20 protein-coding genes are annotated in these 18927 nt (G+C 62.2%); 12 read left to right on the top strand and 8 right to left on the bottom strand.

Going from position 1 to position 18927, the window contains the following annotated elements; translation table 11 throughout:
• Positions 1 to 3: 3 nt before the first annotated feature.
• The 9 genes from X733_RS147825 (at position 4) to X733_RS147865 (ending at position 10491) form a co-directional block, all read left to right on the top strand.
• The gene (locus X733_RS147825; RefSeq protein WP_032911240.1) at positions 4 to 1518 is read left to right on the top strand and encodes a DUF2778 domain-containing protein; all 1515 of its coding nucleotides are present in this window, start codon (positions 4 to 6) and stop codon (positions 1516 to 1518) included.
• Positions 1519 to 1705: 187 nt separating this feature from the next.
• Entirely contained in the window at positions 1706 to 2491 is a 786-nt protein-coding gene (locus X733_RS147830; RefSeq protein ID WP_023819144.1) for a ThuA domain-containing protein, read from the top strand.
• Between the two features lie 103 nt (positions 2492 to 2594).
• A complete protein-coding gene (locus X733_RS147835) occupies positions 2595 to 3653 on the top strand; it encodes a Gfo/Idh/MocA family oxidoreductase (RefSeq protein ID WP_023819143.1) in 1059 nt (352 codons plus the stop codon).
• 21 nt (positions 3654 to 3674) lie between these two features.
• Positions 3675 to 4076, top strand: a complete 402-nt coding sequence (locus X733_RS147840; protein WP_023689042.1) for a GFA family protein — start codon at positions 3675 to 3677, stop codon at positions 4074 to 4076.
• A 196-nt stretch (positions 4077 to 4272) separates the two neighbouring features.
• The gene (locus tag X733_RS147845) at positions 4273 to 4938 is read left to right on the top strand and encodes a hypothetical protein (protein ID WP_023670314.1); all 666 of its coding nucleotides are present in this window, start codon (positions 4273 to 4275) and stop codon (positions 4936 to 4938) included.
• Between the two features lie 7 nt (positions 4939 to 4945).
• Complete coding sequence (locus X733_RS147850; protein WP_023819142.1) at positions 4946 to 7699, top strand: OmpA family protein; 2754 nt, start codon at positions 4946 to 4948, stop codon at positions 7697 to 7699.
• 11 nt (positions 7700 to 7710) lie between these two features.
• Complete coding sequence (locus tag X733_RS147855; RefSeq protein ID WP_023670316.1) at positions 7711 to 8205, top strand: Rab family GTPase; 495 nt, start codon at positions 7711 to 7713, stop codon at positions 8203 to 8205.
• Positions 8206 to 8208: 3 nt separating this feature from the next.
• Positions 8209 to 9279, top strand: coding sequence for an adenylate/guanylate cyclase domain-containing protein (locus X733_RS147860; protein WP_023693905.1), 1071 nt, complete (start codon positions 8209 to 8211; stop codon positions 9277 to 9279).
• A gap of 144 nt (positions 9280 to 9423) precedes the next feature.
• The gene (locus X733_RS147865; protein WP_023684786.1) at positions 9424 to 10491 is read left to right on the top strand and encodes a cyclic nucleotide-gated potassium channel; all 1068 of its coding nucleotides are present in this window, start codon (positions 9424 to 9426) and stop codon (positions 10489 to 10491) included.
• A 208-nt stretch (positions 10492 to 10699) separates the two neighbouring features.
• On the opposite strand, the gene X733_RS147870 is transcribed toward X733_RS147865, so the two are convergent.
• From X733_RS147870 to X733_RS147900, 7 genes are all read right to left on the bottom strand, one after another.
• The gene (locus tag X733_RS147870) at positions 10700 to 11428 is read right to left on the bottom strand and encodes an amino acid ABC transporter ATP-binding protein (RefSeq protein ID WP_023670319.1); all 729 of its coding nucleotides are present in this window, start codon (positions 11426 to 11428) and stop codon (positions 10700 to 10702) included.
• 70 nt (positions 11429 to 11498) lie between these two features.
• Positions 11499 to 12173 (bottom strand): amino acid ABC transporter permease, encoded by a 675-nt coding sequence (locus tag X733_RS147875; protein WP_023819141.1) that lies wholly within the window; start codon positions 12171 to 12173, stop codon positions 11499 to 11501.
• Positions 12170 to 12847 (bottom strand): amino acid ABC transporter permease, encoded by a 678-nt coding sequence (locus X733_RS147880; protein ID WP_023819140.1) that lies wholly within the window; start codon positions 12845 to 12847, stop codon positions 12170 to 12172. Before X733_RS147880 ends, X733_RS147875 begins: the two co-directional genes overlap by 4 nt.
• 129 nt (positions 12848 to 12976) lie before the next feature.
• Positions 12977 to 13765, bottom strand: coding sequence for an ABC transporter substrate-binding protein (locus X733_RS147885; RefSeq protein ID WP_023819139.1), 789 nt, complete (start codon positions 13763 to 13765; stop codon positions 12977 to 12979).
• Positions 13766 to 13873: 108 nt separating this feature from the next.
• Positions 13874 to 15037: a saccharopine dehydrogenase family protein gene (locus X733_RS147890; protein WP_023733917.1), complete on the bottom strand. Its 1164-nt coding sequence runs from the start codon at positions 15035 to 15037 to the stop codon at positions 13874 to 13876.
• Complete coding sequence (locus X733_RS147895; RefSeq protein ID WP_023670324.1) at positions 15034 to 15543, bottom strand: Lrp/AsnC family transcriptional regulator; 510 nt, start codon at positions 15541 to 15543, stop codon at positions 15034 to 15036. The genes X733_RS147890 and X733_RS147895 overlap by 4 nt, the downstream gene beginning before the upstream one ends.
• A gap of 102 nt (positions 15544 to 15645) precedes the next feature.
• The gene (locus X733_RS147900) at positions 15646 to 16377 is read right to left on the bottom strand and encodes a 3-keto-5-aminohexanoate cleavage protein (protein ID WP_023819138.1); all 732 of its coding nucleotides are present in this window, start codon (positions 16375 to 16377) and stop codon (positions 15646 to 15648) included.
• Between the two features lie 196 nt (positions 16378 to 16573).
• On the opposite strand from X733_RS147900, the gene X733_RS147905 reads away from it, so the two are divergent.
• Entirely contained in the window at positions 16574 to 16996 is a 423-nt protein-coding gene (locus X733_RS147905) for an OsmC family protein (RefSeq protein WP_023670326.1), read from the top strand.
• 44 nt (positions 16997 to 17040) lie between these two features.
• Complete coding sequence (locus tag X733_RS147910) at positions 17041 to 17580, top strand: hypothetical protein (protein WP_023819137.1); 540 nt, start codon at positions 17041 to 17043, stop codon at positions 17578 to 17580.
• Between the two features lie 46 nt (positions 17581 to 17626).
• Here X733_RS147910 and X733_RS0135055 read toward each other — a convergent pair whose 3' ends face one another.
• Positions 17627 to 18085: a hypothetical protein gene (locus tag X733_RS0135055; protein ID WP_050586866.1), complete on the bottom strand. Its 459-nt coding sequence runs from the start codon at positions 18083 to 18085 to the stop codon at positions 17627 to 17629.
• A gap of 65 nt (positions 18086 to 18150) precedes the next feature.
• Here X733_RS0135055 and X733_RS147915 point away from each other — a divergent pair, with 65 nt between their 5' ends.
• Positions 18151 to 18894, top strand: coding sequence for a 2OG-Fe(II) oxygenase (locus tag X733_RS147915; RefSeq protein WP_023819136.1), 744 nt, complete (start codon positions 18151 to 18153; stop codon positions 18892 to 18894).
• Positions 18895 to 18927: the final 33 nt, after the last annotated feature.

Here is an 18927-nt window from a genome sequence, read left to right as displayed (position 1 = left end):
GGTTTGACTTCGAAGAGATCCGGCCAGCGCTGGGTGGTAGTGCCGGTTGTCGGCGCGGCCTTGGCGCTGTGGTCGGTGGCAACCATGGCCGGCCTCTATTCGCTCGGTACCTCGCTCACCGCAGCCTCCAACAGCCTTCCGCACAGTCTGCTTCTGCCGAACGCAGCACTTGCCGATTCGCGCCGCAGCCTCGCCAATTCGTGGGCGCCGCGGCTTTCGGCGCAAAAATCACAGGCCTCGCTGCTCAGCCATTGCGACGCCGGCTGCGCGCATGCCGCCGCGAACTTCGCGCATGACGGCAAGATGGCGCGGCTGAAGCCGGCCGCGCACGCTGTGGCCCCGAGCAGTGTCGCCTCAAACATTGCGCCAAACACCAGCGTCGCTCTCGCCACTTCGCGCGGCATGCGCTTCGACGGCGTGGTGGCCAAGGCAGAGCTGTCGCCGCAAAAGCTGGCTGCCGCCTTCGCCAAGGCCTCGAATGCGCCCTTCATGCTTGCTAGCCTTCCGGTCGCTGCCCGTTTCGCCGAAGTCCGGCTGCCCGATCAGCATGGCCCCGCCTCGGAACGCTTTGGGCCGGAAGTGGCTGAGATCGAACGCTCGTCGCGCCTGGCGCTGGCGCTGGCCAACAGCTTGCCGGAAGACGCTGACATGCTGGCCCCGCCGCCGGCCGTTGAAGCAATCGCCGGAGGGCAGGATACTGAGCAGGCCGAGGTTCAGGTCGCTTCGCTGCCGCCGCAGGACGATCTGCCCGACAACATTGCGTTGCCGGGTTGGCGTCCACGCGCCGAAACCGCTCAGCCTGCCGAGGCTCGGCAAGCCAGCAAACCCAGGGCAGTCAAGCCACAGACCGACAGGACGGCCGAGAGCCCCGCACCCCAGTCGCCGGGCAATTCGTCGCCGCGCTCGCCACGCAGTACTTCGGAGGTTGCCGCACTGCCTGGCGTGCCAGAAAGCCAGAGCATCCAATCAAGCCGGATCAAACCTGGCAAACGGTCGAAGACACAGGCCGGCGAGATGCTGGCCTATGCCAAGCCGGACGTCCCGGCGGGCGGTGTCGGTCGCGCCTTCAAGGATCTGTTCGCCACGCCCGGAATGGGCGGCGGCGTCGCCGTCTACGATATCTCGGCCAAGACCGTCTATATGCCGGACGGCTCGCGGCTGGAGGCGCATTCGGGGCTGGGTTCGATGGTCGACCAGCCGCGCTTCGTGCACAAGAAGAATGTCGGCCCGACGCCGCCCAACACCTATGATCTGCGGCTGCGCGAATCCCGCTTCCATGGCGTCGAGGCGCTCCGTCTCACTCCCGTCAGCGGCGGCAACAAATACGGCCGCGACGGCCTGCTCGCCCACACCTACATGCTGCGCGGCGGCCGTGCGGAATCCAATGGCTGTGTCGTCTTCAAGGACTACGCCCGCTTCCTTGCCGCTTACAAGAAGGGCAAGATCAAACGCCTCGTCGTCGTGCCGCGCCTGACCAAGCCGCTGACGCGGGTCGCTCAGGAAGGCCGAGGAGCGTAAGGCAGTAGGCAGTAGGCAGTAGGCAGTAGGCAGTAGGCAGTAGGCAGTAGGCAGTAGGGCCCAGGAGCGTCCATCGCCTGTTCCTTGTTTTTCTGCCCCTATAGCCTATTCCCCACTGCCTATTCCCTTTTGACCCCCAGGCAGACTATGAGTGACCGCTGCGGGTCGGCTTCACCACGAGGACATCATGACAATACGCGCTGTCGTTTGGGGCGAGAACATCCATGAGCGGACCAATGAGGTGGTCGCCGCCCTCTATCCCGAAGGTATGCACACGACCATCGCCAAGGCGCTGAACGCCGACAATACGATCTCCGCCTCGACCGCCACGCTAGAGCAGCCGGAGCACGGCCTGCCGGCCGGCCGTCTGGCCGAGACCGACGTGCTGGTCTGGTGGGGCCACAAGGACCATGGCGCGGTGGCCGACGAGATCGTCGAGCGCGTCGCCCGCCGCGTTTGGGAGGGGATGGGGCTGATCGTTCTCCATTCCGGCCATTTCTCGAAAATCTTCAAGCGGCTGATGGGCACGCCCTGCACGCTGAAATGGCGCGAGGCGGGCGAGCGCGAGCGGCTTTGGGTGACCAGTCCCAGCCATCCGATCGCCGAGGGCGTCGGCGAATATTTCGAGCTCGAGAATGAAGAAATGTATGGCGAGCAGTTCGCCGTGCCCGAACCTCTGGAGACCGTCTTCATCTCCTGGTTCCAGGGCGGCGAGGTGTTCCGTTCTGGGCTGACCTATCGCCGCGGCGCCGGCAATGTCTTCTACTTCCGCCCGGGCCACGAGACCTATCCGACCTATCACGACGCCAATGTGCACAAGGTGCTGCGCAATGCGGTGAAGTGGGCGCACAATCCGCAGGGCACCAAGTCGGCGATCCTCGAGGCGCCGAACGTGCCGGTCGAGAAGGCGCTGGAGCCGATCGTCGAGCGCGGCGGCAAGCTGCACGCTTCGGGCGAGGCCGGCTTCCGCTAAAGCAAAATCCAGGAAAAAAGGCGTAGCGGTTTTCCGCATGGGTTTCCTAGACCGTATCTGCGCCATATGATTGAATCGAACCAATTCGCTCGGAGTGCAGAGAATGCGGCTTTTGATACTGGGTACCGGCTGGATGGCGCAGGAGCATGCCCGCCGCTTCGGCGGCATCGACGGCGTCGAGATCGTCGGTGCTGTCGACGTCGATGAAAAGCGCGTTGGCGAATTTGCCGACGGGTTCAAGATACCGAAGCGATTCGCGTCGCTGGAAGACGCGCTGGCGTGGGGCGAGTTCGATGCGGTCGCCAACGTCACGCCCGACCGCATTCACCACCCGACCACCATGGCGCTGATCGCGGCCGGCAAGCCGGTGCTGTGCGAAAAGCCGCTGGCCGAAGACTTCGGCAAGGCAAGCGAGATGGCCAAAGCGGCTGAGGCCGCCGGCATCGTCAACATGGTCAATCTCACCTATCGCAATGTCGCTGCCTTGCAGAAGGCGCGGCAGATGGTGCTGGCCGGCGAGATCGGCACCGTCCGCCACGTCGAGTCCTCCTATCTGCAGAGCTGGCTGGTCTCGAAATTCTGGGGCGACTGGCGCACCGACCCGAAATGGCTGTGGCGGCTGTCGCGCGACCACGGCTCCAACGGCGTGCTCGGCGATGTCGGCATCCACATCCTCGATTTCGCCAGCTATGGCGCCGCACTCGACGTCGACCACGTGTTTTGCCGGCTGCGCACCTTCGACAAGGCGCCAGGCAACCGCATCGGCGAATACGACCTCGACGCCAATGACAGCTTCGCCATGACGCTGGATTTCTCCAACGGCGCCTTTGGCGTCGTTCACGCCAGCCGCTGGGCGACCGGCCACATCAACGAATTGCGCCTGCGCATCTATGGCGACAAGGGCGGCATCGAAGTCGTGCACAATCTCGAGGGTTCGGAACTGAAGGCGTGTGTCGGCGAGGATATCGAGAACGCCAAATGGCAGGTGCTCGACGCCGGCACGGTGCCGACCAATTACCAGCGCTTCGTCGATGCGGTTCGCAGCGGCGTGCAGGCCGAGCCTTCATTCCACCATGCCGCCGAACTGCAGAAGGTGCTGGATCTGGCCATGGTTTCGGAACAGAAGCGGACGGAACTGAGGGCCAGCGCCGATACGCAGTGATGTGAAGGGGAGGAAGAAACTATGGTCTCGCGCCGCGCGCAATGTCTCTGCGGCCAGCTTTCAGCCGTCTGTTCGGGCGAGCCGGTGCGCATCTCGGTCTGCCACTGCCTCGACTGCAAGCGCCGCACCGGCAGCGCCTTCAGCTACAATGTCCGGTTTGCGCAAGCTGATGTATCGATCGAGGGGCGGGCGAAGCAGTTCACGCGCACCGGCGACGAGGGCGGCCGCGTCATCTACAATTTCTGTCCGGAGTGCGGCGCCGCCGTCCACTATCGCATCGACACGCAACCCGGCGTGATCGCCATTCCCGTCGGCGCCTTCGCCGACCCGTCGTTCCCGCCGCCCTTTCAGTCTTTTTACCACGAAAGCCGGCGCTGTGAGTGGGTCGAGATCAATGCCGAGCCGCTGGCGACGTTCGACTGAAGGCCGCTTTTTGGATACGCGAAACCGTCCGCACGCTCCGCGCCTTCAAGAGGGCCTCGCCCCTGATTGCCATTGCCGGGCCGTTAGCCATCGCGCTCGGCTGCCCCATGAATAGGCATAAGTCAAGACGAATCCGGCTTGCGGCCCGATTGCTGACATGCTTACCTGACGGCATGTGTTCAATGGGGGTATATGGATGGCTAAGGAATCTTCGAATTCCGCTTCTTCAGAAAAGAAGGCGGACGTAAATCTGATAGGTAACACAGAAGGAAACGGGCTGAACTTCATGGGAGTTCAGGCCCGCGAAAACGGAACCGCCGGCGACGCCGTCGGTGTCGACAAGATCCGTGACCTGCTGTTCGGCAACCAGATGCAGGACTATGACCGCCGTTTTTCCAAGCTTGAAGAACGGGTGTTGCAGCGCTTCAAGGATGTCGAGTCCGAGGCCAAGCGCAATCTCGAAATGTACGAGTCGAATGCAAAGAAGCAGATCGATTCGCTCGCAGGGCAATTGCGGAGCGAAAAAGATTCACGAGCCGATGCCGACAAGGAGATCGACCGGAATCTTCGCGAGCAAAACCAGGCTCTTGAAAAGCAGGTGCGCACGTTGTCGGATCAGTTGAGCGCGCTCGAGCGCGACGTTTCGGACCGGATAAATCGAAACGATCATTTGCTGCGTGAGGAAATCAAGCAGAAGAATGAAGGCGTTCAGATGCTGATCGAGAAGATGTTTGCCGACCTCAGCAACGTCAAGACCGACCGAAATCTTTTGGCTGGCCTGTTTGTCGAGGTTGCAAAGTGTCTCAATCAGGATCCCGTCGGGAGCAAGAGCAACTCGGACCGCAGCTGGAAAGTGAGTTGATGGGACCTTGACGTCCACCGTCGACCCATTCAACCTTCCGCAAAGAACAGCCTCGAACGATACAGAGATTGATCGCGAGGCTCTGGCTCGTCTTTTGATCGAAATTGCCCGGAACGTTGATCCGGACTACCGTGCGCAGTTCGAGGCGGTTCCAACCGCCGATCCGCGCATGGAAACGCTGCGGCAGTTGCTGGTCAGCCGTGAAATCTCGGAGCTTTCACGCGTTACGCATCTGCTCGACGAACCCGAGCAGCTTGCGGCGGCCGTGGGCGACGTTCTTCCCAGTGCTGCCGGACGAGCGCCTTACGCGCAACTCGGCGAGGCGCTTGCGCCAGCTGTCGAACGGGCTGTGCAACGGTCGATCCAGAAGAGCCCGCGCACGCTGACGGACATATTGTACCCGGTGTTTCTGCCGGCAATTCGCAAGTCGATCGGCGAAAAGATCGACCAGACCTTTCAGTCGCTGAATGAAACTCTAAGGCACATATTCACCTGGCACGGGCTCAAGTGGAGACTTGAAGCCTGGAGAACAGGGGCAAGCTTCTCGGCAGTTGTTCTGAAGCATTCCCTTGTCTACCGTGTGGAACATGCCTTTCTCATTCATCGGAATTCCGGCCTTTTGATAGCGCATGTAACTGCCGACAATGCGACGAGCGAAGATCCTCAGCTCATTTCTTCGATGCTCAGTGCGATTCAGGATTTTGTAAAAGACTCATTTAACGAGAAAGAGCAGAGCGGCCTGGACACAATCCGTTTCGGCGAGCTTCGTCTCTGGTCGGAAGTTGGACCGTTTGCGACACTGGTTTCGGTGATCCGGGGAAATCCGCCGGAGGAATTGCATGAAATCGTTCGCGATGTGTTGCTTCGCATCCATGAGCAATCCTCAGAGGCTTTAGAGCAGTTTGACGGCGACGGTTCGCAGCTGGCCAGCGTAGAGGCGCAGTTGCAGACCTGCGTCGAGCTCAAGCAAGAGGAATCAAACGACGGATTTCCGTGGCTGGTGGCGGCCGTTGCCCTGCTGCTTTTGAGTCTGGCAGGCGGTTGGTACTTTCTTTCCTGGCAGTCAGCGCAGCGCTGGCAGGCTTACGTGTCGCGCTGGCAGGCTTACGTGTCGCGAGTGGAGGCCCAGCCGGGCATCATCGTTGCCGAACAGCAGGTACGCGATGGCCAGTTCTATATTGCCGGCCTGAGGGACCCGCTTGCCGTCGACCCGCAGTCGCTGTTGTCAGGCACGGGAGTCGATCCGGCCGGGGTTCATTCGCAATGGCAATNGCTTGCCGTCGACCCGCAGTCGCTGTTGTCAGGCACGGGAGTCGATCCGGCCGGGGTTCATTCGCAATGGCAATTTTATCAGAGCCTTGAGCCGGAGTTCGTGCTGAAGCGGCTGACGGCGTCGCTGGCTCCGCCGGATTCAGTGCGACTTTCGATTGTCGATGGCCGCATCGTCGCCGAGGGTGAGGCTCCCGACACCTGGATCAGCCGGGCGCGCGCGGCGGCCCAGCAGCTTTCGGCAGGCGGGCCGGTCTTCGATATCTCGGGGGTTCGTGACGTAAGTCCCCAAGTGCGCGAGGCGGAGCGCTGGCACGCCTATGTGTCGCGACTGGAGACCCAGCCGGGCATCATCGTTGCAGACCAAAAGATACGCGACGGCCAATTCTATATCGCCGGCCTGCGAGACCCGCTTGGCGCCGATCCGCAATCGCTGTTGTCGGGAACAGAGGTCGATCCCGCCCGGGTTCATGCGCAGTGGCAATTCTATCAGAGTCTTGAGCCGGAGTTCGTGTTGAAGCGGCTGACGGCGTCGCTGTATCCGCCGGATACAGTACGACTTTCGATTGTCGATGATCGCATCGTTGCCGAGGGCGAGGCTCCCGACACCTGGATCGATCGCGCGCGCGCGGCGGCCCGGCAGCTTTCGGCAGGCGGACCCGAATTCGACATCTCCAAGGTTCGTGACGTGAGCCCCGAAGCGCGCGCGGCGGAGCACTGGCAGTATTATGTGTCGCGACTTGAGGCCCAACCGGGAATCATCGTCGCCCAACAAAGCGCGAGGGGCGGACATTTCTACATTTCCGGCTTGAGAGACCCGCTTGCCGCCGACCCGCAAGCCCTGCTGTCCGGAACGGACGTTGATCCTGCCCGCGTTCATGCACAGTGGCAATTCTATCAGAGCCTTGATCCGAAGTTTGTGGTGAAGCGGCTGACCGCGGCGCTGTCCCCGCCGAAAACCGTTCAGCTCTCGATCATCCAGGGTCGCATCGTGGCCGTGGGTGAGGCTCCTGCCGGCTGGATCAACCGGGCACGGGCCGCCGCTGAACAACTTTCGGCGGACGGCGTGGTTCTGGATGTCTCGCAGCTGCGTGAACTGAACCTTGCAGAACTTAATCATTTGAGGCAGGCCATCCAGACGACCGATATTTTCTTCTCTTCCGGCAAGGTTGTGCCGGGACCGGAGCAGACGCCGGTTCTCGACAGGTTGGCGGATCAAATAAAGGAATTCGCCCAGAGTGCCCGCAATTCCGGCGTAACGGCGCGGTTCATGTTGACCGGGCATTCGGACACCACAGGCCGTGAGACGGCCAACGCGTCGATCAGCGCCGCCCGCGCCGAGACAGTTCGTGCGCTTCTCAACAAGCGGGGCGTCGCTCCCGAATTGCTGCTGGTTCGGGGCGCGGGCACTTTTGAGCCGGCTGTACCTGAAAACAGTCTAACCGGTAGCTCCACCAATCGCCGGGTTTCGATTACCGTAAACCTGGACTAGCGGAGCCCAACATGTTGCAAAAAAAGATCTGCATGCTGGGCGGTTTCGCTGTCGGAAAGACGAGTCTGGTCCGCAGGTTTGTGCAGAGCATCTTCTCAGAAACCTACTTGACCACCGTTGGAGTGAAAATCGACAAGAAGAGCGTCGCGCTCCCGGACAAAACCGTGGATCTGATTTTGTGGGATTTGGCCGGCGAAGACGATATCGGCTCATTCCGCGTCAGCTATGTTCGCGGTGCAACCGGGCTCGTGCTTGTCGTCGATGGAACCCGCGCCGCTACTCTTGCCGTGGCACTCACGCTGCGCGAACGGGTCGAGGCCGAATTCGGCGCCATGCCGTTCGTATTGCTGTTCAACAAGTCCGATCTGGCCGATCGGTGGGCGATATCGGATGGTGAGATCAACGAGTTGAGGCAACGTGGATGGCAAATCTATCTAACAAGTGCGCTTTCGGGCGAGCAGGTAGATGACGCCTTTCGTCAACTTGCCTTGATGGTCACCAAATAGACCATGCATGAATTGCCAAAAGAAGTCAGAAATTGGTTTTTCAATTTCTTCTTCGACGGGCACGCTGTCGCTTATCTGAAAATCGACCCTGAGCTTTGCATAGCTGCCAAGGGCGGTAATGTTGAACATTACGGGCTGTCATCACTTCGCATCGGCAAGCCTGTTGCCGAGCAGCTTGAATTCATGGAGGGTTTGCTGCCTTGCCCGGAGCTTCCGTTTCGCATGGACATGGTTGAACTGCCCGGCGGGCGTGTCGCCGACCTCCATTTTTTTGCTGACAATGCGTTCGTGTGGCTGCTTTTTCTGGACGCCACTGCCGAACGAGACAACAGGCAGCGGCTTCAACAGAAGGCCTATGAAATGACGCTCCTGCAAGAGAGGGAGCGTCAACTCAACGAAAAATTGCAATCGACGAACGAGGCGTTGAGGAAGAGCCAGGAGGGATTGGCGCGTGAATATCAGCGCGCCGAAAACCTGCTCCTCAACATTCTCCCGGCCTCGATCGCGGAGCGATTGAAAGCGCAAAAGAAAATTGCCGACAACCACGCAGAGGTGAGTGTGCTTTTTGCCGACATCGTCGGTTTTACGGAACGAGCGCGCAGCGTCGGAGCGGTGACGACGCTCGCTATATTAAACTACTTCTTCAAGGCGGCGGATCGGCTCTCTGAGCGATACGGCTGCGAAAAGATCAAAACAATTGGCGATTGTGTGATGGTGGTCGCCGGCCTGCCCACGGCGCGATCCGATCATGCAAAGGCCCTCACGCGCTATGCGATTGAGCTGCGCAAGGCGGTCAAGCGGGAACGCTTCGCAGGAGAGCCGATAAGGCTGAGAATTGGAATTCACTCAGGACCGATCGTCGCCGGCGTCATAGGCAAGAGGCGGTTCGCCTATGACCTGTGGGGTGAGACCGTTAATCTCGCCTCACGTATTCAAACGTCCGCGGAGCCCGATGAAATCCGTATTTCCGATGCAACTTGCCAACTGCTTGGACCGAAATTTGCTTGCGACCCACTCGAGGAAACGGAATTGCGCGGTGCGGGTCGCGTGCGAATGTGGCGGCTCCCGAGCTGATCCGTCGCCTGCGGTGCGGCCGTGGAGCGCCGATAGCGGCGCCCGAAAGCCATTGGCGTGACCTGATCTTGCGATCGCAAAGCACCCTTTGCGCTTGCCCGGAAGGCCTCTATTCTGGAGCACAGTGGCCGCTGGTGGGATAGAATGTCGGTACTGCCTTTTCTGAGAATCTACGCACCGCTAAATGCGGTGCTCGCTGCGCCTGGGCTTCTGGCGGTGGCTGCGCTCACGATGCCGAACATGTCCGGACGAAGCAGACTGGCTCTGGCTGCCGTGCTTGCTGTCATTTGGGCCGCCTATCTTCTGCAGATGGCCGAGACCCTGCTCAAGCGCTGGGCGGGAGACCTCAGAGACAGGACGCCGGCAATCGCGATCGATGTGCTCGCGGTTTTGGTTCCAGTCGCCGCATTTCTGCTCGACGGCACGCCCGACCGGAGCCTCTACTGTGCTGTCTGGCTGCTGAAGCCGCTGCGCGACTCGACCTTCTTCCCGCTGCTTGGCAGGGTTCTGGCCAACGAAGCGCGCAACCTGGTCGGCGTCACCACGGTCTTCGGCCTGGTTCTGTTCGGTGTCGCACTCGCGGCCTATGTCATCGAGCGCGACGTCCAACCGGAAAAGTTCGGCAGCATCCCCGAGACAATGTGGTGGGCGGTGGTCACGCTGTCCACTACCGGCTATGGCGACGACATTCCGCAAAGCTTCGCCGGCCGCGTCCTTGCCGGGGCTGTCATGATGTGTGGCATCGGCATCTTCGGGCTCTGGGCCGGCATTCTTGCCTCCGGCTTTTATCAAGAAGTCCGTCGCGAGGATTTCGTCCGCAATTGGCAATTGATTGCCGGCGTTCCGTTGTTTCAGAAGCTTGGCCCGGCCACGCTGGTCGAGATCGTGCGCGCGTTAAGGCCTCGCACGGTGCCGGCGGGCGCCGTGATCTGCCGCAGTGGCGAGACCGGTGATCGGATGTTCTTCGTCGTGGAGGGCCGCGTCAGCGTCGCGACGCCCAACCCGGTGGAGCTTGGCCCTGGCGCCTTCTTCGGCGAGATGGCGCTGATCAGCGGCGAACCGCGTATGGCGACCGTCACTGCCGCAACTTCTGTCTCACTCCTGTCGCTGCACGCGGCGGATTTCCAGATGCTGTGCAGCAGCAGCCCGGAAATCGCGGAAATCATCCGCAGGACCGCGCTCGAGCGGCGCGGCGCGGCGCCGGTGGCTTGACCGTACAGCCGATGGTGGCCCGGCTGGAACTGGATGGTACGGCTCTATCGACCACGCGCGAAGGTTCTGGACGGCACGTGGAAGGTCCCAGAGGCGTAGCCGGAGACCTAAACGTAGCCGATCCACTCTACCGGCGGCTCGTTGTTTGGCGCTGTGCGTCGACAGTTCCTGCCCCGCGGCCTTTCGGACGACCGGCTTTGGCTAAACTCTAATGCCTTAGAATCTTGCTTAGAAAAGCCCGGCTGCGGTCGGTCTTCGGGTCGGAGAAAAACGCTTCCGGCGTGCCGCTTTCGACGATGGCGCCGGCGTCCATGAACACCACGCGCTGCGCCACCTTGCGGGCAAAGCCCATTTCGTGCGTTACCACCATCATGGTCATGCCTTCCTCGGCCACCGCGACCATGACGTCGAGCACTTCGGAGATCATCTCGGGATCGAGCGCGGAGGTCGGCTCGTCGAACAGCATGATCTTGGGCCGCATGCCGAGGCAGCGCGCGATGGCCACACGCTGCTGCTGGCCGCCGGACAACTGTGACGGGTAGGCATTGACCTTGTCGGCGAGGCCGACCTTGGCCAGCAAGTCGCGCCCGGCCTGCTCGGCCTCGGCGCGGGGGATCTTGCGCACATGGATCGGCGCCAGCGTGACGTTTTCCAGCGCCGTCTTGTGCGGGTAGAGGTTGAACGACTGGAAGACGAAGCCGATCTCGGTGCGCAGCTGCGTCATGTTGGTGGCGGGGTCGCCGAGGCGCTGGCCGTCGACGACGAGGTCGCCATCCTTGATCGCCTCCAGGCCATTGATGCAGCGGATCAGCGTCGACTTGCCCGAGCCGCTCGGGCCGCAGACGACGACCACTTCGCGCGGCTCGACGCTGAGCGTGATGTCCTTCAGCACATTGAGCGAGCCGAACCATTTGTTGACGCCGCGAAAGTCGATCATGCCCGTTTTGGTCAGGTTTGGTTTGGTCGGGCTTGGATTGGTCATGGCGGTCGCCCTTTGGGGTTCGATGTCACAGCTGCACCTCGCCATGCGCCGCGCCCATGCGGCGCTCCAGCCGGCGGGCGAGCATGATCAGCGGATAGCAGACGACGAAATAGCCGACGCCGACCAGGAAGAAGACCAGCAGGCCGTTGGGCACACGCTGCACCACCAGCCAGCCGACGCGGGTGAGGTCGGTCAGCCCGATCGCCGAGACGACGGAAGAATCCTTGATCAACAGTACATATTGCCCGACCAGCGGCGGCAGCACGATGCGCATCGCCTGCGGCAGCACTACCTGGCGCATGCGGTGCCAGCGTGACAGGCCGGACGCCAGCGCTGCCTCGACCTGGCCGGTCGGCACCGAGCGGATGCCGGCGGCGACGATCTCGCAGATGAAGCAGGCGGCGAGGTTGGTCAGTGCTATGATGCCGGCGGTGAAGGCATCGAGCTCGATGCCGAATTCCGGCAGGATGAAGAAGATCAGGAAGATCTGCACCAGGAACGGCGTGCCGCGGATCAGGTCGACCCAGGCGCCGATCACGCTCGAGATCAGCCGGTTGCCGCCGGTGCGCAATATGCCGAGGCCGAAACCAAGCAGCGTGCCCAGCACCAGGCTGATCGCCGACAGCATCACGGTCATCCCGAGGCCGCGCAAGGCGAGGGGGTAGCTGCCGGCCAGGCTTTGCAGCTGTTGCCAGATCATGTGCTGCTCCTTGCCGGCTGCAGACCGAGCCAGCGACTGGACAGTCCCGCGAGTCCTTTGAGGCCGTAATAGAGCAGCAGATAGAAAGCGGCGATGGTGATGAAACCTTCGGCCGGCATGAAGCGGTCGGACGCCAGCAACTGGCCGGCGCGCGTCAGTTCGGAAACCGAGATCAGCGACAACAGCGCGGAATCCTTGACCAGCACGATCGCCTGGCCGAGCAGCGGCGGGATCGTCACCTTGAACGCCTGCGGCAGGATGACCAGGCGCATGCGCTGGACATAGGTCATGCCCGAAGCGACGCCGGCCTCGACCTGGCCGCGCGGGATCGACAGGATGCCGGCGCGGATGATTTCCGCGACATAGGCGCCGCTGTTCAGCGACAAGGCGATGATGCCGACGACGAGTTCGGGCAGGACCAGGCCGAGACGCGGCAGGCCGAAATAGAGGAAGTAGAGCTGCGCCAGCAACGGCGTGGCGCGCACGGCATCGATATAGCCCTTGGCCAGCACGCGAAACAGCTGGCCGCGCTGCAGGTTCATGGCGGCGAGCACGATGCCGACGGCCAGCGCGCCCGCAAAAGACAGCGCCGACAGCCACACGGTCGTGATCAGACCCTGCCCGAACAGCGGCAGATATTCGACGATGGTGCGGAAGCTGAAATTTTCGAGCATGGCGGTGAATTGTGAATGGTGAATGGGCAGTAGTGAGTAGTGAGTAGTGAAGGGCGTCCGGAACGGACATTCACCATTCACTAATTCCTACTCACTACTTCCTACTCACTACTCCCTGCTTACCTCTGCTTAGTGATCCTTCTTCCAGGTGTCGGAATTGACCCAGTAGTCGAGGTTCTTCTGCAGGCGTCCGTCGATGCTGACCTGGTTGAGGAACAGGTTCATCCAGATCAACAGGTCCGGCTCGTCGTAGCGGGTGGCGAAGGCAAGCGGCTCCTTCGACAACAGGTCCGGCATGATGGTGAAGGTGCCGGCGGGATAGGCTGTCGACTGACCCTTGACCGCCGAGACGTCGTTGACGCCGCAATCGGCCTGGCCGTTGTTGACCGCGTCGAGCAGCAGCGGGCCGCCGCCCTTGTAGCTCTTGATGTCGGCGTCCGGGAAGGCGTTCTTGGCTTCCTTTTCGCCGGTGGCGCCCAACAGCACGGCGATCTTGGTGCCCTTGGCCTTGCAGTCCTCGGTGGTCTTGAACTTGCTGTCGGCCTTGGTGAAGACCGTGCTGCCCGTATACATGTAGGGCGTGGTGAACGCGACCTTCATGCCGCGCGCCAGCGTCGGCGTCATGTCGGCGACGAGCAGGTCGGCCTTGCCCGAAAGCAGCGCCGGGATCAGCCCGTCCCAATCATAGTCGAGGAAGGTGATCTTGACGCCCATTTCCTTGGCCATCAGTTCGGCGAGTTCGACCGAACTGCCGGTGCGTTCGCCATTGGCGCCAACCAGCGAGAAGGGAGGTCCTTGCGTCTGCACCGCGACGCGCAGTTCGCCGCGCTTGGTGATCTCGTCGAGGGTTCCGGCACTGGCAGCAGCGGTCAGGCCCGCAAGCGCAAGTCCGGCGATGAAAAGCTTGGCAATCTTCATTTGGCATTCCTCCTGTTATCGTTGTTGTTCCACTTTGTTATTCCACCCTTTTGGGTGTTTTTTGAGCGGCGGCACCGTTTGCCGGCGGCAGCCACCGTTCGAAAATCCTCAGTCCCAGGCCACCGTCTCGGCAACCTTGATGCCACGCCTGGCCAGCTCGTCGAAGAACGGTCCGTCCGGCACATGCAGCAGCGGGTTCAAAAGCCCTGGTGTGGCGATCTCGCGCCGCGCCAGCATCTGCGCCACGATGCTGGCGGGATAGCCGACGCCGAGGCTCATGCCGAACAGGCCTGATGCCAGGTCGCGTTCGATGATCAGGTCCGACGTCACCGTTTTGGCGCGGCCGCCCTCGAGACCGGAAAAGACATTGCGCATCACGCAAAGGTCCTTCTCGTCGGCGCCATATTGCAGTTGCGGGCCGAGCAGACGGCCGAGAAATTCGCGTGGGCTGGCGCCGGTGCCGGGCACCTTGTCTTCGGAGAGGAAGCCGAGTTCCTTCAGCGGCGCCCAGAACGCCGACCATCCCGGCCAGCGCAGCGTATAGCGGCCCGAGCGTTGCAATCCCTTGGCGGCTGCCAGCATCTCGACATAGTGCAGAGCGTCGCCATTGGGGAAAGCTTCCAGCCGGCCGAGGCCCGCGACCTCGATCTCGTGGATGAAGGCATTGTCGTGCTGTCGGCCGGCCGGCACTTCGACGCGCTTGCCATGCTCGATCATCACGCTGTCGCGGTTCTGGCTGACCAGAACCATGTCGAAATTCCAGCTTACCTTGTAGCAAAGCGGCTTCGCCATCGCCTTCGGTTCGGGGATGCCGCCGCAATAGGAATCGATCGAGGAGATCGTAGAGAACTGCTTTGCGGCGCGCGCATAGAGCACGAGGTCGATGCCGGGATCGAGCCCACATTCGGTCATGATCGAAACGCCGGCCTGTTCAGCCTCCGGCGCCAGATCGGCAATCGCCTTGCCGTAATTGGTAGTGACCAGCGGCGTGCGCGTTGCGATCGCGGCCTGCACCGCCTCGCGCATCAATGGCTGCGGCAACAGATCGATGGCGGCGTCGACATCCGCCAGCACGGTGGCAAGTGCCGGGCCGATCGCGCCCTCGGGCATGACGAAACGCACGCGGGAAAGGTCGGTCAGCCCGGCAAGCCGGGCAGGGCCGTCGGCCGACGTATCGACGCAGACGACTTCCTCGACGCCGGCGCTGGCGACGAGATCGGCGATGGCCGCCCGTCCCTGCAGGCCGAGGCCGCCGAGAACAGCTATTCTCATGCCGGCTCCTTGCGTGACGGTGTTTCTTCCGACCAGCAGCCTTCGGGAAGGCTGACCCATTTGTTGCATGAAGCCATGACGACGAAGGTTTCGCTGCGCACGACTTCCCCGGGAATGCCGGCGCCCGGAATCAGCTCGCTGGTGATGCGGTAGAGGTCGGCGACATCGCCGGCGACGGTCACGTCGACGATGATGTCGAAGCGCCCGGTAACCACCGAGGCCGAGTTGACGAAAGGCAGTTCGGCAATGCGCTGCGCCAGTTCCCGGGCGCGGCCACGTCCCTGAGCGTTGATGCCGACAATGGCCGAGATCAGCTCGGGGCGTTCGGTCAGATTGAGCAGCCCGACGATCTTCAAGAGGTTGCGGTCGAGCAGATTGCGCAACCTTGAGCGCACCGTCGGCACCGAGATCGCCATCGTCTCGGCGAGCCGGTTGATGCCGGGCTGGGCATCTTGCGACAACAGCTTTACCAGCCGTCGATCGGTTTGATCGAGATGCTCACGCAAAAGGCAAGGCTTTCATAAAGGAGAAAAATGTGGTGGAATTTCTTCCTGATATGAAAATAGCCTACGAGATATTTATAATAACAGCAAGAGGTGAGTTTGTTGCTACGCTGATCGAATGGACTGGAAGATCGCCACCGCTGCCGCAGTCAGCGCGGCATTGCCGGCCGCAACCGTGCCATCCGGCAGATGCTTCCCATCCTCCAGCCCGACGCGCGTCGACCAGTTGCGATCCGCCGCACGGCGCACGAACGGCCACACCGTCGCGTTCTCGCCATGCAGCAGGATGGCACGGCGAATGCCGGCGCGCTCCAGGACCTGTTCGATGCCGCCGGCTCCCGCAAAAGCCTCGTCTAGCGTCTGCTCGGAAATCTCGATCAGGACGCGCAGCACGCGCCCGCCATGGTCGAGGCCGACCAGCCGCTCGGCGTCGGCGACCGACGCCAGACCCGCCTCGATGCCGATGCCGCGCTGGCGCAGGCTCTCCATGACGATCGGAGCCGCCGCCTCGCTGAGATTGACCGAGGCATAGTCCGGCAATTCGCGCCAGCCGGCGATGGCGACCAGCGTGCTTGTATCGTCATTCTCGATCCAGGCGCCGGTGGAGACGCCGATCAGCGTACCGGGGCAGGCACGGCGCAGCGCTGCGATCGTCGGGTCCATCGCTTCCGGCGCAAGGCTCTCGCGGCGGTCCGCGCCGCGGGCATGGACATGCAGCTCAGCTGCGCCCACGGCAATCGAAGCCGCCCCGTCGCGCGCCATGGTGTCGGGGTCGAGCGGCAGGGTGGGGTGAAAATCGGCGGCGCGCGCGCCATTGATGCAGGCCTGGACGATCATCTCGCGCTCCTGTTGCGGATCGCGCGAGCCTAGCAAAGAGCAGGGTGGAGAGGAAACGGGCGCGGTGAAGACTGCTGACAGGGTGCCGCTTCTGCGGAGCTTGCGGCATCGGCCCAGGACATACCATATAGCGGGACAGGACACGCCACGGGCGATCCTTACCCCTTTGCCGGACTGCCGGCCAGAAGGATTTGCGATGGCTGAGTTGAAGGTCAGGACCCGCGTCACCGGCGCGACGGCGACGCTGCAGCCCGGCGGCTTGCCTTCCATCACCACTCCGACCGGCGGTGCAGTCGATGTCGTCACCGGTGTCAGCGCGCCGGGCTTCAATCCGCTCGACCTGCTCTACGCCTCGCTCGCCGCCTGCATGGTGCTGAGCGCGCGCATCGCCGCCTCCCGCCTCGGGGTTGCCGCCGCGCTTGGCGAGGTGCGCGCCGAGGTCAGCGGCGAGAAGGCCAAGGACGAGCCGTCGCGCGTCGAAAGGCTCAACATCAGGCTCGACATCTCAGGCGATCTCGACGCTGCGACCAAGCAGCGGATCGTCGAGGACGCCGAAGCGATCTGCACGGTGTCCAACACGCTGCGCGCCGCGCCGCAATTGCATACGACGCTTGGGTGAGGGCTTCGCAGAATGCCTCGCTGCCACCAACCAAGGACCGACCCATGGCCATGATTTCGCCGATCGACTACGCGAAAGCGTCCGACGACATCCGCGCCGAGCACGACAGGGAGCTTGGCCTGCGCGGACGCATGACCAACATGAAGCGCATCCTGCTGCATTCACCGGCGGCCCACCGCATCTATGCCGAATGGTTCACGCTGCGCGATCTGCTCAAACCCACACTCGACGACCGCGCCATCTGGCTGTTGTCGCGGGCGATCTCGGAGGGATGCAACGCCGAGATTCCGCTCACCTTCTTCCGCCGCGCGCTGATCGATGGCGGGTTCGATCCCGAGGCGATCGAGCCCACCGCCGACGAGGCGTTGCTGATCGAGTTCGGCAAGGCGGTTGCGGCCAGTGGCAATGCCGTTCCCGACGACATCTGGACAGGCCTCAAGGCCCGCTACGACGACACGCTGCTGGTCAACCTCGTCGCCTTCGCCGGCATCATGGTGGCGACCTGCGTGTTCACCAACGCGGTGAGGGTCGATCTGGACCCTGAGTTGGAGGCGTATCGCCGCAAGGGTGCCGATCCGGTCTGATGCGATCGATACGCAGTCGATCTGCAGTGGATATCGCCCGGAAGGATCAGCCGTAGTAGCCGGCTCCAAACAGCAAAAGTGTTTCCACCTGGGAGTCCGCTTCTTTTCCTATGGCTGTCCAGATGCTGATGCCGAGAGCATTCGAAATCGCGCTATCGATCTCGACCTTCACATTGGGGTCGGTTTGTCTCAAGAACCTCAGCGCAACCTCCATGGAAATCGGAAACAGCGACGCGCCACCCAGTTCCAAGATCGCAGGCGAGGTGAATTCTAGCGCTTCGAGTGCGCCATCGGCCTTGTAATAGGCGAATACTCCAAGGTCCGGCCAATAGTCGGCCGGAACGCTGGTTGGGCTCCGCCGAAAGACCTTGAGCTCTCCTGAAAAGAAGGATCTGACAGTCGCCTTAGACGATCCGAGAGGAAGCCCTTTGACGCCATTTAGCGGTTCGATCGAAAGATGCATGTACACAGTTAATCGCTGCCGGCAGCAGATGACAATGTTCATCGCAGGAATCGGGTGGCCCAGGCGCCTCGTTCGCCCCACTTTGACCGCAAGCAAAGGAGGCATCCATGACCATCCATTCGATAAGCACCAAACGCGCAGCCCATTCGGCCGAAGCGCGCGTCGCAGCGCAGGACTGGAGTGCTTTGGTCGGCGACCTGAATAGCCATGGCAGCACCGTCATGCCGGCGCTGCTTTCACCCGAGGAGTGCGCCGAGATAGCCGCGCTCTATCCGCATGAAGAACATTTCCGCAGTCATGTGGTGATGGCACGCCACGGCTTCGGCAAGGGCGAGTATCGCTACTTCCGCTATCCGCTGCCGGACCTGGTCGGCGGCCTGCGCACCGCGCTCTACCCAAGGCTGGCTAGCGTCGCCAATGACTGGAACGAGCGCATGGGCGTGGCGCAGCGCTATCCAGCCGACCACGCCGCCTTCCTCGAGCTTTGTCACAAGCAGGGCCAGACACGGCCGACGCCGCTTCTCCTGCAATATGGCCCCGGCGACTTCAACTGCCTGCACCAGGACCTCTATGGCGATCTTGCTTTTCCGCTGCAGGTGGCGATCCTGTTGTCGCAGCCGGGTGAGGATTTCGCCGGCGGCGAGTTCGTGCTGACCGAACAGCGCCCGCGCATGCAAAGCCGTGCCGAAGTGGTGCCGCTGACCCAAGGCGACGCGGTGATTTTTGCGGTCCACAATCGCCCGGTGCAGGGCACGAAAGGGCATTACCGCGTCAATCTCCGGCACGGCGTCAGCCGCCTGCGTTCAGGCAAGCGGCATACGGTGGGGATCATTTTCCACGATGCGAAGTAGCGGCGCCTTATCCTTCCAAATGGAGGGTGCAGT

Origin of the sequence: Mesorhizobium sp. L2C066B000, from assembly GCF_000502335.1 — a bacterium.
GTDB lineage: Bacteria > Pseudomonadota > Alphaproteobacteria > Rhizobiales > Rhizobiaceae > Mesorhizobium.
The sequence above is the reverse complement of the archived record's forward strand: the minus strand, read 5'-3'. Positions and strand labels throughout refer to the sequence as shown.

What these genes read in the sequence shown, in the direction of transcription:
- X733_RS147915 (WP_023819136.1), top strand. Translation starts at nt 18,151, where the DNA reads ATGACCATCCATTCGATAAGCACCAAACGCGCAGCCCATTCGGCCGAA.
- X733_RS147875 (WP_023819141.1), bottom strand. Translation starts at nt 12,173, where the DNA reads ATGATCTGGCAACAGCTGCAAAGCCTGGCCGGCAGCTACCCCCTCGCC.
- X733_RS147880 (WP_023819140.1), bottom strand. Translation starts at nt 12,847, where the DNA reads ATGCTCGAAAATTTCAGCTTCCGCACCATCGTCGAATATCTGCCGCTG.
- X733_RS147865 (WP_023684786.1), top strand. Translation starts at nt 9,424, where the DNA reads ATGTCGGTACTGCCTTTTCTGAGAATCTACGCACCGCTAAATGCGGTG.
- X733_RS147900 (WP_023819138.1), bottom strand. Translation starts at nt 16,377, where the DNA reads ATGATCGTCCAGGCCTGCATCAATGGCGCGCGCGCCGCCGATTTTCAC.
- X733_RS147885 (WP_023819139.1), bottom strand. Translation starts at nt 13,765, where the DNA reads ATGAAGATTGCCAAGCTTTTCATCGCCGGACTTGCGCTTGCGGGCCTG.
- X733_RS147905 (WP_023670326.1), top strand. Translation starts at nt 16,574, where the DNA reads ATGGCTGAGTTGAAGGTCAGGACCCGCGTCACCGGCGCGACGGCGACG.
- X733_RS147830 (WP_023819144.1), top strand. Translation starts at nt 1,706, where the DNA reads ATGACAATACGCGCTGTCGTTTGGGGCGAGAACATCCATGAGCGGACC.
- X733_RS147840 (WP_023689042.1), top strand. Translation starts at nt 3,675, where the DNA reads ATGGTCTCGCGCCGCGCGCAATGTCTCTGCGGCCAGCTTTCAGCCGTC.
- X733_RS147855 (WP_023670316.1), top strand. Translation starts at nt 7,711, where the DNA reads ATGTTGCAAAAAAAGATCTGCATGCTGGGCGGTTTCGCTGTCGGAAAG.
- X733_RS147860 (WP_023693905.1), top strand. Translation starts at nt 8,209, where the DNA reads ATGCATGAATTGCCAAAAGAAGTCAGAAATTGGTTTTTCAATTTCTTC.
- X733_RS147835 (WP_023819143.1), top strand. Translation starts at nt 2,595, where the DNA reads ATGCGGCTTTTGATACTGGGTACCGGCTGGATGGCGCAGGAGCATGCC.
- X733_RS147890 (WP_023733917.1), bottom strand. Translation starts at nt 15,037, where the DNA reads ATGAGAATAGCTGTTCTCGGCGGCCTCGGCCTGCAGGGACGGGCGGCC.
- X733_RS147845 (WP_023670314.1), top strand. Translation starts at nt 4,273, where the DNA reads ATGGCTAAGGAATCTTCGAATTCCGCTTCTTCAGAAAAGAAGGCGGAC.
- X733_RS0135055 (WP_050586866.1), bottom strand. Translation starts at nt 18,085, where the DNA reads ATGAACATTGTCATCTGCTGCCGGCAGCGATTAACTGTGTACATGCAT.
- X733_RS147870 (WP_023670319.1), bottom strand. Translation starts at nt 11,428, where the DNA reads ATGATCGACTTTCGCGGCGTCAACAAATGGTTCGGCTCGCTCAATGTG.
- X733_RS147910 (WP_023819137.1), top strand. Translation starts at nt 17,041, where the DNA reads ATGGCCATGATTTCGCCGATCGACTACGCGAAAGCGTCCGACGACATC.